At 29.3% G+C, this 16,502-nt stretch carries 11 protein-coding genes; 5 read left to right on the forward strand and 6 right to left on the reverse strand.

Annotated features, from left to right (window positions below; genetic code table 11):
• Window positions 1–51: 51 nt before the first annotated feature.
• Window positions 52–1,614, reverse strand: a complete 1,563-nt coding sequence (locus M9400_RS03060; protein WP_250232380.1) for a TerC family protein — start codon at window positions 1,612–1,614, stop codon at window positions 52–54.
• Window positions 1,615–2,178: 564 nt separating this feature from the next.
• Here M9400_RS03060 and manX point away from each other — a divergent pair.
• From manX to M9400_RS03075, 3 genes are all read left to right on the forward strand, one after another.
• Window positions 2,179–3,159: a PTS mannose transporter subunit IIAB gene (gene manX / locus M9400_RS03065; RefSeq protein WP_250232381.1), complete on the forward strand. Its 981-nt coding sequence runs from the start codon at window positions 2,179–2,181 to the stop codon at window positions 3,157–3,159.
• An 88-nt stretch (window positions 3,160–3,247) separates the two neighbouring features.
• On the forward strand, window positions 3,248–4,057 hold the full coding sequence (locus M9400_RS03070; RefSeq protein WP_250232382.1) for a PTS mannose/fructose/sorbose transporter subunit IIC: 810 nt from the start codon (window positions 3,248–3,250) through the stop codon (window positions 4,055–4,057).
• Window positions 4,058–4,074: 17 nt separating this feature from the next.
• The gene (locus tag M9400_RS03075) at window positions 4,075–4,941 is read left to right on the forward strand and encodes a PTS mannose transporter subunit IID (protein WP_250232383.1); all 867 of its coding nucleotides are present in this window, start codon (window positions 4,075–4,077) and stop codon (window positions 4,939–4,941) included.
• 336 nt (window positions 4,942–5,277) lie between these two features.
• On the opposite strand, the gene cspE is transcribed toward M9400_RS03075, so the two are convergent.
• From cspE to zwf, 3 genes are all read right to left on the reverse strand, one after another.
• Window positions 5,278–5,487 (reverse strand): transcription antiterminator/RNA stability regulator CspE, encoded by a 210-nt coding sequence (cspE, locus tag M9400_RS03080; protein WP_250232384.1) that lies wholly within the window; start codon window positions 5,485–5,487, stop codon window positions 5,278–5,280.
• A 419-nt stretch (window positions 5,488–5,906) separates the two neighbouring features.
• Window positions 5,907–6,848 (reverse strand): protease HtpX, encoded by a 942-nt coding sequence (htpX, locus tag M9400_RS03085; RefSeq protein ID WP_250232385.1) that lies wholly within the window; start codon window positions 6,846–6,848, stop codon window positions 5,907–5,909.
• 241 nt (window positions 6,849–7,089) lie between these two features.
• Window positions 7,090–8,574, reverse strand: coding sequence for a glucose-6-phosphate dehydrogenase (zwf, locus tag M9400_RS03090; RefSeq protein WP_250232386.1), 1,485 nt, complete (start codon window positions 8,572–8,574; stop codon window positions 7,090–7,092).
• A 612-nt stretch (window positions 8,575–9,186) separates the two neighbouring features.
• Between zwf and pyk the strand changes: the two genes are divergently transcribed.
• Complete coding sequence (pyk, locus tag M9400_RS03095; protein WP_250232387.1) at window positions 9,187–10,632, forward strand: pyruvate kinase; 1,446 nt, start codon at window positions 9,187–9,189, stop codon at window positions 10,630–10,632.
• 123 nt (window positions 10,633–10,755) lie between these two features.
• Here the strand turns inward: pyk and mepM are convergent, their stop codons facing one another.
• Window positions 10,756–12,117 carry a murein DD-endopeptidase MepM gene (mepM, locus tag M9400_RS03100; RefSeq protein WP_284307628.1) on the reverse strand — a complete coding sequence of 454 codons (1,362 nt, stop codon included), beginning with the start codon at window positions 12,115–12,117 and terminating at the stop codon, window positions 10,756–10,758.
• Window positions 12,118–12,407: 290 nt separating this feature from the next.
• Window positions 12,408–14,129, reverse strand: coding sequence for an aspartate--tRNA ligase (gene aspS, locus M9400_RS03105; RefSeq protein WP_250232714.1), 1,722 nt, complete (start codon window positions 14,127–14,129; stop codon window positions 12,408–12,410).
• 625 nt (window positions 14,130–14,754) lie between these two features.
• On the opposite strand from aspS, the gene argS reads away from it, so the two are divergent.
• Complete coding sequence (argS, locus tag M9400_RS03110) at window positions 14,755–16,500, forward strand: arginine--tRNA ligase (protein ID WP_250232389.1); 1,746 nt, start codon at window positions 14,755–14,757, stop codon at window positions 16,498–16,500.
• The last annotated feature ends 2 nt before the right edge of the window (window positions 16,501–16,502 follow it).

Raw genomic sequence — 16,502 nt, forward strand, 5'->3', positions numbered from 1 at the left:
TTACTACAAATTACTAACAATAACGTTATTAGATATATCTATATAATAATACTATTGTTGATGTGTTTTCTTAAAAAAAGTAAAGTGTTCTATCTCCACTAATTCAATACGATACTCTATCATTTTTCGAATTATAAAACGCCACCTATTAATTGTTAGTACATCACCCTCTTTTGGTATACGATCACAATGAGATAATAATAATCCAGCTAAAGAAGCCACATGATCACATTTATGCACTAAATCATGGGCTTGTAATGCTCGTTGCAATGCATGTAAATCCATACTACCTTTCGCTAACCAACCTGTACCATTGTTAATTTTCTCGATTTCTGGTGTTTCATCTTCGTCAGGAAATTCACCAGCTATAGCTTCTAGCACATCCAAAGGGGTTATTAACCCTTGAATAATACCAAATTCATTAGATACAATAACCATACTCCCTTTTGCACGACGTAATTCTTTTAATAAGTTCAAGACATCTAAAGTTTCTGGAACCACAATAGGCAAATTCTCTGCAGCATACGTTTCTACTTGCTCTCCATGATCTATTGCTGCCATCAAATCTTTAGCACGAACAATTCCTATTAATTGATCCAATTCACCGTTACATACGGGAAACATATTATGAGGAGTATTCATTAAAATAGAATATAATTCCTGTACTGGTTTTTGAGAATCTAACCATGAAATTTCATTCCTAGGAGTCATTATACTTCGTAAAGTACGTGAAGCTAACGATAACACTCCAGTAATCATATGTCGCTCCTCTTCAACAAAATGTGTTCTTGATGAAGAAGAAATTGGATAATTTTTTTCTGTAGTAGAATTCCATTGTACTGTATTACCCATCAACCTTATAATCACCTCTGCAGTACGTTCGCGCATTGATTTAGTTGATTGACCTTTCATAGAATTGCAATGAGCAATTTGATTAAATAATTCAATTAATACTGAAAATCCAATAGCAACATATAAATAACCCTTTGGTATATAAAATCCAATTCCCTCTGCAATTAAGCTTAAACCGATAATTAACAAAAAACTCAAACATAAAACTACTACAGTCTGATGATTATTAATAAAATTAGTTAATAAACGAGATAATAACAACATTAATGTTACTGCTATTATAACTGCCATTATCATGATGATTAAATTTTCTACTGTACCAACAGCTGTTATTACTGCATCAATAGAAAAAATAGCATCAAAAACTACAATTTGTATTACTACCATCCAAAAACTAGCGTATCCACGACTAGTGTTATTATGTATTTTATGTTCTAATTGCTGATGCAATTCAGTAGTTGCCTTAAATAAAAGAAAAATACCACCAAATAATAAAATTAAATCTCTAATAGAAAACGAAAAGTCAGCAATTTTACATAATGGTTTTGTAAGAGTTGCAAACCATGAAATTAAAGACAATAATGCTATACGCATTATTAATGCCAATGTCAAACCAATAATACATGCACGTTCACGTTGTTTTTTCGGCAGTCTATCTGCTAGAATAGTGATAAAAACTAAATTATCAATACCGAGCACAACCTCCAAAATCACCAGAGTTAATAACCCTACCCACATTGATATGTCTGTTAAAAATTCCATGATAATCTCCATTGAATGTTAGGTAACACATCATTTAATGGTATATTTATATAAACATATTAAATATCTGATTACATAATGAAGTTTTCAACAATAAATTAAACATGATCAAATATAAGTTTATGTAGGCAAAGGTATTGATAACAGTTAATATATGTCGTCATAAGATTATGTGAACGTTACTTAAGTAGAGAAATGTTATTATTATGATATGATGTAAAACATCTCTTGCATACTACTGTAAAGTATGCATTTAACATTAAAGATAATCTATCATTATGACAGAAAAGACAGTATAATGTAATCGATTATCTCTTGAAGTATCTCAATTATTACTTACATATGTATTAATTAAAATAAAATCAGAAAACTAAAATAGTACAAGCATATAACTTTTAATTTTAAAATATTAAAGAAAAATTAGCCTATGTATTGGGCATAACATAAAATAAATCATAAATAATATGACAAACAACTAAAAATAGATACTGTATTATTTTAAAAATTGAAATAATACAAAAATAAAAAATGAATTATTGATAATATATCAAAGAGGAAAAAGTAGTGACTATTGCTATTATATTAGGAGCTCATGGTTCTGTATCTGAACAATTACTTAAAACTACTGAAATGATTGTGGGAAAACAAAAAAATGTTGCATGGATTGAATTACTTCCCGAAGAAAATACTGAAATACTAATTAAAAAATATAATACATGTCTATTAAATCTAAATACTAATGCAGGTGTATTATTCTTAGTAGATACTTGGGGAGGCAGTCCTTTCAACGCTGCTCATAGCATCATATTAAACAAAGAAAAATATGATATTATCACAGGTATCAATATCCCCATGTTAATTGAAGTATTTATGGCGCGTGATGATTCCCATACCTTTCAAGAATTAGTACAAATTGTGTTAAAATCTGGTAACGAAAGTATAAAATCTGTAAAATATTGCTCTAGTCCTAATCAGTTATATGGCAAGCAGAATACCAGTAAAAATAAAATTTTGCATTCATCATTAAATAAAAAAAATAATAAAAAAAACCATATGATCATTTGTTTAGCACGTATTGATGACAGGCTGATTCATGGACAAGTAGTAACTCGTTGGGTTAAAGAATATAACATTACACGTATTATAGTAGTAAACGATGAAGTATCTAGAGATATGATCCGAAAAACTTTACTGACTCAAGTAACACCTCCTGGGGTAACCGCTCATGTCCTAGATATCGATAAAACTATACGTGTATACAATAATCCTAAATATGCTGGAGACAAAGTCATCATGTTATTCACTAATCCCACAGATATTGTGCGCCTTGTTGAAGGTGGTATCCCTATTAATTCAGTAAATATTGGAGGGATGGCTTTTTATAAAGATAAGAAACAAATAAATAATGCTATATCAGTAAATAACGTAGATATTGAGGCTTTTAAAAAGCTTGATCAATATGGTATTGAATTAGAAGCACGTAAAGTACCATCAGATCCATCATTAAAAATAATGAAATTAATAAAAAAAATAAATCATTCCTAATTAATTTACATATGTATATTTATTTAATAAATTAATATGAGAACGATATTAATAAAATGTTTTATTTTTATATTTTCAGGAAAATGAAATGGAAATTAACGCACTTCAAATTGTTTTATTGTTTATTATATCTTGTATTATCGGAATGGGTTCGATACTTGACGAATTTCAATGCCATAGACCATTAATAGCATGTACGCTAATTGGTTTAGTTTTAGGAGACCTAAAAACTGGGATTATTATTGGAGGGACACTGGAAATGATAGCGCTAGGGTGGATGAATATAGGAGCAGCTGTAGCACCTGATACTGCTTTAGCTTCAATTATTTCTACCATCTTAGTAATTATAGGGCAACAACCTATTGGAGCAGGAATTGCTTTAGCCATTCCATTAGCTGCTGCCGGACAAGTATTGACCATTATTGTACGTACTGTTACTGTAGCATTTCAACATGCTGCTGATACAGCAGCAGAGCGCTGTAATATAACAATTTTAAATTGGATTCATATCACAGCTCTTATGTTACAGGCTATGCGTATTGCAATTCCAGCTACTATTGTTGGAATTTCCGTTGGAACTGAAACTGTACATCGCATGCTTCACGCAATCCCAGAAGTAATAACTAACGGTTTAAACATTGCTGGAGGTATGATTGTTGTGGTTGGTTATGCAATGGTTATTAATATGATGCGTACTGGATATCTAATGCCAATTTTTTTTCTAGGATTTGTTATCACAGCATTCACAGAATTTAATTTAGTCGCACTAGGTGTCGTTGGTGTAGTTCTGGCTATCCTATATATTCAATTATCTCCACGGTATAATCAAATTCCGCAAAATAATATCCCTGATTCAAATGTTCAAGCCAAAAATAAACTTGATGACGAATTAGATTAGATGAATAGGTAATGATAATGATTAATAAACCTCAAACAATACATGATACAACAAAAATAATAAAACTAAGAAAAAGTGATATACGCGCAGCTTTTATTCGTTCTAACCTTTTTCAAGGTTCTTGGAACTTTGAGCGTATGCAAGCGCTGGGATTTTGTTTTACTATGATTCCAATAATTAAACGTTTGTATCCTAAATACAGCGAAAATCGGAAAGAAGCAATTAAACGTCATTTAGAATTCTTTAATACACATCCATATGTTGCCGCTCCTATATTAGGAGTTACCATGGCCATGGAAGAACAAAAAGCTAACGGCGCTACTACTATAGATAATGCTTCTATCAATGGTTTGAAAATAGGATTAATGGGTCCTCTTGCTGGAGTAGGTGATCCAATATTTTGGGGAACTGCTAGACCAGTATTTGCTGCCTTAGGAGCAGGAATTGCTATGACTGGAAGTCTATTAGGTCCATGTCTATTTTTTGTTCTATTTAATACAATCAGATTAGCTACTCGTTATTATGGCATGATATATGGTTATAAGAAAGGAGTAAGCATCGTGAATGATATGAAAGGAGGAGTGTTAAAAAAACTAACAGAAGGCTCTTCAATTTTAGGTTTATTCGTTATGGGGGCGTTAGTTAATAAATGGACACATGTAAACATTCCATGTGTGCTTTCTAAAATTACTGACAATGATGGAAACACAGTGGTTACGACTGTGCAAAATATTTTAGATCAACTCATGCCTGGATTTATTCCTCTATTATTAACATTTGCTTGCATGTGGTTACTAAATAATAAAATAAACGCACTATGGATTATTATAGGATTTTTTGGGATTGGAATTTTTGGATACTGGATAGGATTGTTAGGTCTCTAACCAAATATCTGTCAAAGTAAGATATAAAAATAAGAGGGCCTTGTTGAAGTTTTCAACAAGGCCCTCTTATTTTTATATCAACAACACAAACACAGCAGTAACCGTTATACACTTTTTAGATCTCTGCCAACAAAATTACTAAACTAACACATCAATACTACATATATAGCTTCTACACATAATTTTTAAAATTTAAAATCAAATACTATGTATTTCATATCAACAGTAACATTGTATACCATGATACTCGCTGTTTATTTTTTATAATATCCTTACACCACCACCTTATACCTTTAAAATCCTTAATTACATATTACAAAATACTTTATCATTACATTACAAAGTCGTCACGTTAACAGCAGATGGGCCTTTATGTCCATCTTGAATTTCAAATTCTACACTTTGTCCTTCAGATAAAGTCTTAAATCCGTTACCTTGAATAGCAGAAAAGTGTACAAAAACATCTTTACTACCATCTGACGGTGTAATAAAACCAAAACCTTTAGACTCATTAAACCACTTTACTTGACCTTTAATTTTTGCCATCTTACGTATTTCCTTTAGAGTGTTTACATTTGCCGTAACAGCGATTAAAAGACAAACCAGAGTTATTATTCTCGTGAAACATTCAAATAAGAGGAAATTATATTATTCATACATAACAACACTTCTTTACTGAATTTATCAAAATACCACTTACATACGGAAGCATATCTCGGTTTACCTGATACTTTATCATATAATTATTTAATTATATGATATTAATCAATAATACACATAAATTCCTTCATTTTTTAGGATCATTTTTATATGAAGAACAAATATATTTACAAAAACGTTTAACTTATACAAAACCCTATTTGCATAGTAACATTTATTTTTCATTTTGCAAATCATATGATGGTATCATTTATAAAAACCCATAAATCAACCATTTTATAAAATAAATAAAGAATGTAGTTTACTTAGAAAAAATAAGACGATTTATTCAAATACGTACCACGTTGCAATGCTTCTATGCGTTTATCTATAGAAGGATGAGATGCAAATAAATCACTTATCACACTATTTTTTTTTACACTATTAATATACAATGTTGCAATGATGCTGTTAGTATTATTTTTAGACTCATAACTACATTTTAATTCTTGTAAAGCAGAAATCATATTTCTACATCCCACTAATTTAGCAGATCCAGCATCTGCATAAAATTCACGATGACGAGAAAACCAAAATACAATCACGCTTGCAAACATACCAAACAAAACCTCTAAAAGAGTGGATACTATAACATATGTTAAAGAACTATTTACATCTCCATACTGATTATCATTGGTGTTAAATTGTTCATTATCTTGATCCTGCATAAATGAAGTCCAATAAGAAATTAATTTAGCAAGACTACGTGATATAAAAATAACAAAGGTATTAACCACTCCTTGAATAAGAGTCATAGTAATCATATCGCCAGAAGCGACATGGTTCATTTCATGAGCAATAACAGCTTCAATTGATTCCTGATTCATATTTTTTAAAAGACCAGTACTAACTGCTATTAATGCTGCATTTCTTCTTGCTCCTGTAGCAAAAGCATTCATATCCATAGAGTCATAAACAGCTAACTGTGGTGCAACAATATCTAGTTTATTAGCCTGTTTATGTATTATTTCTAATAACCAATTTTCCATATCATTAGACGCTTTGTTAATAATTACACCATCAACTGCAGACAAAGCTACAAATTTTGACAAAAATAAAGAAATAATAGCGCCCCCAAAACCAAATATCCCAGCCATTCTGACTAACCCAAGAGTAGTAGAAGACCAAAAACCCAACAAACTAAGTATGCTACCAAATAATATCATTACCGACAAATTAGTAATTATAAATAATACGATACGTACCATAAAAAATAATTTTCCTCTTTAACAAAGAACCTAAAATTTTTCAAACAATACTTTACTATACATCATTACTCAATTTTAAATAATACTCTACATAAAATATACACACTTATATTTAAGATACTGAAAACAACCTCTAATACCTAATTATATATAAATATCTTCATATAAAAACAAAAATCTAAGAACTTTATTAATTAACAATATTTAAAAAATTAACGTTACTATAACGTATTAAAATCAATCACGTATACAATTTATATTCATTCCAAAAACGACCATCTTTGGCAATCATAGTCATTGACTCTGCAGGACCCCAAGTACCAGCCTGATACAGCTTGGGTACATTATTTTCACGTTCCCAAGCTTGTATGATAGAATCGACCCATTTCCAAGCTCCTTCTATTTCATCGTGACGAACAAATAATACTTGAATCCCTCTCATTGTTTCTAATAGTAAACGCTCATATGCATCAACTATATGCTCTTGGCAAAAAGTTTTGTAAAAACTTAAATTTAATTTAGTAACTTGTAGCCGATGTTTATGACCTAATCCGGGTATTTTATTTAAAATTTGAACGTCTATCCCCTCATCTGGTTGCAATCGAATAGTTAATTTATTATTAGGCAAATCCTGATATGAATCAAGAAATAAATTAATCACTGGTTTTTTAAAAAAAATTACAATTTCAGAACATTTAGCTGGTAATCTCTTTCCAGTACGCAGATAAAATGGAACACCAGCCCAACGCCAATTATCTATATTAACACAAAGAGAGACAAACGTCTCAGTATTACTGCTCTTATTAGCTCCCTTTTCTTCTAAATAGCCTGGTACTGGCTTTCCATGAATAAAACCAGACGTATACTGTCCACGAACTGTAACATCATGTACATTATTACAATCAATCTTCCGCAACGATCTAAGAACTTTGACTTTTTCATCCCGAATACAATCAGCACTCAAATTAGATGGAGGTGACATAGCTATAATAGTTAAAATCTGTAATAAATGACTTTGTATCATATCACGCATTTGACCTATCGCATCAAAATAACCCCAACGACCTTCAATACCTACTTCTTCTGCTACAGTAATTTGCACGTGATCAATAGTATTATTGTCCCAGTTTGAGGAAAACAAATAATTTGCAAAACGTAATGCCAACAAATTTAAAACTGTTTCTTTTCCTAAATAATGATCGATACGATAAATTTGTTTTTCCTCAAAATACTTTGATATCTGCGCATTAATAACACGAGCAGAATCCAAATTAGTACCCAATGGTTTTTCTATAACTATACGATTTGATTTTTTATTTAATCCAATGGTACTTAATCCTTTACATATAATCCCAAAAGTATCAGGAGGCGTAGCCAAATAATTTATTGTTACCATATCTACATTCTGTAATTTATCTAATAAATGAATAAATCGTTCAGTTTGATATACATCTAAATTACAAAAGTCAAGTCGTGCTCTAAAAATACACCATAAAGATTCATCGATAGGATCTTGCACAAATTTTTTTAAAGAATCATATACAACTTCAATATACATAACAAGACTCCATTCTGCACGACCTACCCCTATGATGCGTGTATCGGGATGAATAGCACCTATTTTTTCTAACTGATATAATGATGGAAACAATTTTCTACGCGTTAAATCACCTTTAGTCCCAAAAATAACTAAATTACATGCTTGAGTAACAGATGTTTCCTGCATATTTATATCTCTGATATATTCGTTTGTAATTATTACATTTAATTACAATGTAAATCATAAGTGACTTAAAATAAACGTAGATACATTAATTCAACATCAATCAAAATTCCATAAAACTCGATATCATATATGGCATCTAATATTAATTATTTTTATATTTTCACAGTATCAACATAATTTTAAAATATGCAATTAAAACTACATATTCTAAAAACTTAATATATTTAAATATTATCACAAGTAAGTGTAAAATCTACCCACAATGACAAAATTACCGTATCACGAGCTTATTAATAATTAAGGAATTTATTTATCTTTCAGATAATAGTATCTAGTTGCAACTAGAAGATTGATATGTTTATCTAACATAATTAAATTATGGGATCTTAATGTTAAATTTATTTATGTGCTTAACACTATTAATATTTCCTATAAATATTAATAGATTATTTTATAAATATTTAAAATAAACATTATACTATATTTAATCGTTATAATAACATATTAAAATTTAATGTAAAATAATACAAATTATCATATATTAATAACATGATGAGCAATCATCATGTTATTAATATATGATGTTTATATTTAAGTTCATAAGGAATTATTATGCCTCGCCAAATGAGAAGAACTAAAATTATCGCTACTCTAGGGCCTGCTACAGATAAAGATAATAACCTTGAGAAAATAATTGTTTCAGGAGCAAATATAGTACGACTAAACTTTTCTCATGGAGAAACAAAAGAACATTTTATCCGTGCAAAAAAAGTGCGCGAGATTGCTTCAAAACTAAGAAAATACATCGCTATTCTAGGAGATTTACAAGGCCCTAAAATCCGTGTTTCAACTTTTCAAGGTAATAAAATATATTTAAAATCTGGAGATAACTTTTTAATTGATACTATGTTAACGAAGGATATAGGTGATCATAAATGCGTAGGTGTTGATTATGCAGAACTAGCACAAGACGTACGTTCAGGAGATTTACTTCTATTAGATGATGGGAAAATTAAACTAAAAATAATAACAATTAATAATACTAAAATCTATACTAAAGTAATTATTGGAGGTATATTATCTAATAACAAAGGACTAAATAAATTAGGAGGTGGGCTTACAGCAAAAGCATTAACAAATAAAGATAAAATCGATATTATAACTGCCGCTCAAATTGGAGTTGACTACTTAGCAATATCATTTCCACGTAGCAGTATAGATTTAGATTTAGCGCGAAAATTAGTTGTAGACGCTGGTAGTCATGCAAAAATTGTTTCTAAAATAGAACGCGCAGAAGTAGTAGCATCCGATGAAACAATAGATGACATTATTCATGCATCAGATGCAGTCATGGTAGCTCGGGGAGATTTAGGAGTAGAAATTGGAGAACCAGAACTAGTAGGTGTTCAAAAAAAGATAATAAAAAGAGCATGTGCTCTTAACCGAACAGTTATTACTGCAACCCAAATGATGGAATCTATGGTTCATAATTCTATGCCCACTCGTGCAGAAGTAATGGATGTGGCTAATGCAGTATTAGATGGCACTGATGCAGTTATGTTATCTGCCGAAACTGCTATAGGTCAATATCCGTCTGAAACTGTAGCAACAGTTGCAAATGTATGCCTAGGAGCGGAAAAAATTTCAAACATCAATTTTTTCACACACACCAATCAAAAAAAAAAATTTAATAACATCGAAGAAATTATAGCTATATCAGCAATGTATACTGCGAATCACTTAGAAGGAGTAAGTGCTATTATCGCTCTAACTGAATCTGAGAACACTACATTATTGATGTCTCGTATCAATTCAAAATTACCTATTTTTGCATTAGCCCAACACAAACGCACCTTAAACATAGTTACTCTTTATAAAGGAGTCATTCCTATTTATTTTAATCGAACAGGCGATAATGTAAAAGATGCCAAATATGCTAGAAATTTATTACGCGATGAAGGATTTCTCATTTCTGGAGAATTAGTAGTTATAATACAAAACGACATATACAATAAATGTGATATTATGAACATAAGCCATATCTTACAAGTAGAATAATCGTTCTTATCTCAATATCCCTAACAATTAATTTAAAAATACATACATCACATATTCAAGATATAATGTTTACTTGTCATTAAAATAAGATTCTAGCTATTGATCACAGATTAAAAAATATATCTAATCAAAACGTAGTTTTGGAATAATATCTTTTATCTGATTTAAGTATATTATGCGTTCATTTCCTAATAACTTATCAATATTTAAAATATTAGTAGTTAATGGATTTACAGGACGATGATTAACCCATATTTCAAAATGCAAATGAGGACCTGTTGATCGACCTGTATTACCAGATAATGCTATACTGTCGCCTCGTTTAACTTTTTGACCGGGCATAACTAGTAATTTTTTCAAATGCATATATCGAGTTACACAATGACAGCTATGTCTAATTGTTATATAATTGCCAGCTATTTTACTATATGTACTTACAATAACTTCTCCATCTCCTACCGAAAAAACTGGAGTGCCAATGGGAACAGCAAAATCAACTCCAGCGTGAGGAGATACTTGTCCGGTTACAGGATTTAATCTGCTTAAATTAAAATTAGAAGATATACGAAATGGTTTTAAGGTAGGAAAACGTATAAAACTTCCTTCTAATCTTACAGCCTCACGATCATAGAATTTACCATTATTTGCGCGAAATATATAATAGTTTTTACCAGACGTATACAATCTTGCCCCGAGTAATTTACTTTTAACATTGTAACTACTATCCATCATTGTTGATATTAATACCGCAAACCTATCCCCTTGACGCAACTTTCGAAAATCTAACTGATATTGTAATGCATTACTTATATCTATAATATAATTTTCTTCTATACCTAAAGAACGAGCGCTATCAATAAATGTTCCATTTAATTCACCTATAAATAAAATTGTAGGATATAAACTATTATTTAATTGATCTAAAATTCTAATAATACCTTCTGTAAAACTAGCATGTATCCGATTATATACACGAATTTCCCGTGGAAAAATATCCCAAACCAAACATTGTAATTTTTTTTTTGTAATTATCATCCAAGAAAGTATGTGTCCCGTTTCTAACTTCCTGAGTATTGGATACTGTTGTAATAAAAGTGCAATCCCAGAAGCATCAACACCATCGCTACTATATTTTAGTAAAATTTCACTCAAAACATCATCTTGACATACTATATGATTATACACATTTATTTCTTTCGATAATTTATTAAGATATAAGTATTTCTTTAGAATATCTAAATACACCATTGCACTATTGAAAAATTTTTCATTTTTTACAATTTCAGATTGGTGAAGTTCATCTTTCTTAAGATAAAATTCCTTATTATAATTTTTTTTACTTTTATTTAATAATGCACATGGGATAAAAAATTTCCAAATAGTCATAACTATAATAATTAATAGCAATATAGATGACATTATAAAATAACACTTATGCACATAACGATATAATAACTTAATATAACGAACTATAATACTACACACTAATTAATAGCCTTATATTACGATTTCTAACAAAAAGCATGATTCTTAATAAAAATCAAAAGAAAACATAAAAAAGAATAAAACTCTAATATTAATAATACTACCTTTTAAAATCACATTACCTAAAAATCTATTCAAAATTAACACGAAAACCAAATATTCTATTTATTACCTTTTATATTTTATAATATCTAAAAATAGCCTTCTTAAACACTCTTTAAAATATAGTTGACAAATGCACCACATAAATTTTATATGACCTAGCCCACAACCCCACCGAATTACATATATCAATCAGGTGCATTAACCATTAAATCTATTGCTGCTGTAGTTTTAGGGAATGCAATAACCTCTCTAATACTCTTCACTCCAGTTAACAACATAGCTAGACGATCTAAACCAAATGCTAAACCAGCATGCGGAGGCGCTCCATATTTCAAAGCATTCATTAAATATCCAAATTTTTCTTTCTGTTCATTTTGAGTAATACCTAAAATATTGAACACTACTTGTTGTACATCAAATGAATGAATACGAACTGATCCGCTCCCAACTTCGTGTCCATTAATAACCATATCATAAGCCTCCGAAGTCGCTGATAACGGATCTTTCTGTAATGTGTGAACATCACAATTTTTTGGAGAAGTAAAAATATGATGCATAGACACCAGTTCATCATAGCTGTTCTTTCTAAACATTGGAAAGTCTATTATCCACAACGGAGCCCAAGAATCTTTTTTAATTAAACAAAGATCATTGCCTAATTTAGATCTTAAAGGGCTTAATAATTTTGTAATAGATTTATTTTGATCCTCACTAAATCCAAAAAATAAAATATCACCATTTTTAGTATTAGTTTTGTCTAAAATAGTATCCAATACCGAATTATCTAAAAAGTCAATAACTGGCCCATTAATTTCCTTTTTAGGGCTACCATCATTATATTGAACCTTAATCCACATTAATTCTTGCAAACCACATTTTTTAACGTAGTAAATATATCCATCAATCTGATTTTGCGTCAATTTACTACCATTAGGTACTCTCATAACTACTACCTGGATATCAATATTATTTGCGCGAATAAAGGACAGTCTATTTTGTCTTGACTTAAATAAATACGATATATCAATCATTTCTATTGGGTTTCTTAAATCTGGGGTATCAGATCCAAAACGTTGTATTACTTCAGAATACGTCAATTGAGGAAACGTTCCTAATTCTACATTTAAAATTTCACGCCAGATAATACGAATAAAAATCTCCATAAGTTCTCGTATTTTTTGTGCAGACATAAAAGAAGTTTCAATATCTATTTGAGTAAACTCTGGTTGACGATCCGCACGTAAATCCTCATCTCTAAAGCATTTAGTCACTTGATAATACCTATCAAATCCAGCAACCATTAATAATTGCTTAAATATCTGAGGTGACTGAGGCAAGGCATAATTTTTACCTATATGTAATCTACTAGGAACAATATAATCACGTGAGCCTTCTGGAGTAACTTTTGTTAATATTGGTGTTTCAATATTTAAAAAACCTTCTAATTCCATAAAACGATGTACAATTGATATAATACGCGATCGAGTTTTTATTCGATGTAACATAACTGGGCGTCTTAAATCAAGATAACGATATTTTAATCTATTTTCTTCAATATTATTATGATTAATATCTAATGGTAATGGATCAGAAGTATTAAGAATAGTGAAAGATTTTGCAGCTATTTCAATAGCGCCAGTAGATATATTGCTATTGATTTGATTTCTAGGGCGTGCGCGAACCATTCCTATTAACTGGATACAGAATTCTTGTTTCAATGTAGTTGCAGATATACACATTTTTCTATTATTATTAATATCAAAACATACTTGTATATGTCCTTCTCTGTCACGTAAATCAATAAATATTAACCCACCAAGATTACGATATTTACTTACCCAACCACATAATGTAACTTCCAATCCAACATGAGACAAATTTAATTGACCACAATATGCAGTACGCATAAAAATTCCTCTACTCATGAATATCTAATTATAGAAAATATGTTTTTATAAAATTACATATTAAAAATATTATATATGTATGTAATATATATATCTTAATTTTAATAACTCATACAAATAAAATCATTGTCTGATGTTATATTAATCATTTCTTAAAATTACAGCATACGCATTCTGAACTATACTTAAACTTATTGAAGTTAATTGTAACGTATGTTGAATATACTGATTAAATAATATTCTTAATATTTAAAAATTAAATTATGTAAATTTAGATGAATACAAATTCTATATGTTTTAATTGAAATTATGTATTTTTATAAAGTTGTAATATAAATAAATTTAATTAAAACTAGAATAAATTCTCTACCAAAACAAAACTAAAATACTTAATTTTTAGCAAATAAAGTGTATTATATTGCCTGCATGCATAATGATTATTTTAATTGGTTTTCCAAATAATTTTATACAACTTAATTATCATCCAACATAACGAATACATTTAATAAATAGAACATAATCTGAAAAATATATTCGTAATTATAAAGTAAAATTTATAATTTACATTACTGGAAATTAATATATTATCTAATATTATTAGATAATATATTTTTAAAATGTTCATATGAATATTCAAACATTTTTATTAAAAAAAATAAATCAAGCTCTATTATTAATTACAAATCAATCTGTTTCCAATCTAATACAAATACAACAATCAACAAGAAAAAAATTTGGTGACTATCAAGTTAATGGATTAATAACTATCTCTAAAAAATTAAATATCTCTGTTGAAGATCTTGCTAAAAAAATTATAAAACTTACCGACCTAAATGATATCGCTCAAACAGCAAAAATTGAACAACCAGGATTTATTAATATATTTTTAAATCCAAAATGGATATCCCATCAAATTAATAGTGTTTTTTCAGTACCTCGTTTAGGTATCGCCCCAGTTACATCAAAAACCATTGTTATTGATTACTCTAGTCCAAATATTGCAAAAGAAATGCATGTTGGACATTTACGTTCAACCGTTATTGGAGATAGTATTGCTCGTGTTTTATCTTTTTTAGGACATAATGTTATTAAAGCTAATCATATAGGAGATTGGGGTACTCAATTCGGTATGCTTATTGCTTATATAGAAAAAAATATCCAGCCTGAATTTTTATTAAATAAATCTATACAATTATCTACATTAGAACATTTTTATAAAGAAGCTAAAAAAATATATGATATCGACCCCGATTTCGCGAAATTATCTCGAAATTATGTTCTAAAATTGCAAAAAGGCGACAAATATTGCTGTCAAATATGGCAACGTTTAGTAGACATCTCTACATCAAATAATCAAAATACATACATACGATTAAATGTTACCTTAAAAAAAAGCGATATTATGGGAGAAAGTTTTTATAAACATATGCTTCCTAATATTGTATCAGATTTAAAAAATAAAGGCTTAGCAATTATGAGTAACGGAGCTATTGTAGTGCCTCTAAAAAAATATACCAATAAAAATGGTACCCCTTTTGGAGTAATTATTCAAAAAAAAGATGGAGCTTACCTATATAGTACCACTGATATTGCTTGCATAAAATATCGCTGTAAAATATTGCATGCCGACAGAATTATTTACTATATTGATAGTCGTCAAAAACAACATATAATGCAGGCACAGGAAATTGCATATAGAGCAGGTTATTTAGATACATCAGTACTATTAGAGCATCACATATGTGGTATGCTACTTGGAAAAGATAAAAAACCATTTAAAACACGATCTGGTAATGCGTTAAAATTAAAAACATTATTAGATGAAGCCTTAAAACGTGCCCGTTTGTTGATTTTAAGCAAAACCCCTAATTTAAAACATCCTCAAATAAATAAACTAGCACATATTATCGGTATTGGTGCTATAAAATATTCTGAATTATCAAAGAACCGCATTATAAATTACATATTCGATTGGAATAACATGTTAAAATTTGAAGGAAACACCGCGCCTTATATACAATATGCATGTACTAGAATTTTTTCTATTTTTAAACAATTTAAACAAATTGATTTTCAACTAAAACAAAACAATATTAAACTAGAAACTGAAGAAGAAAAATTGTTAGCAATTTGTTTACTTCAATTTGAAGAAACAATTACCACTGTAGCAAATCGAGGAGCCCCTCACATATTATGTTCTTATTTATATAAATTATCTGTACTATTTTCTTCCTTTTATGAAAACTGTCCAATCATTAAAGAAACCAACACACAAATAAAATATAGTAGATTAAAATTAGCATTGATTACTGTTCGTATTTTAAAAAAAGGATTAAATTTACTCGGAATTAAAACAGTAAAACATATGTAATA

Origin of the sequence: Blochmannia endosymbiont of Camponotus sp., assembly GCF_023586085.1 — a bacterium.
Taxonomy (GTDB): domain Bacteria; phylum Pseudomonadota; class Gammaproteobacteria; order Enterobacterales; family Enterobacteriaceae; genus Blochmanniella.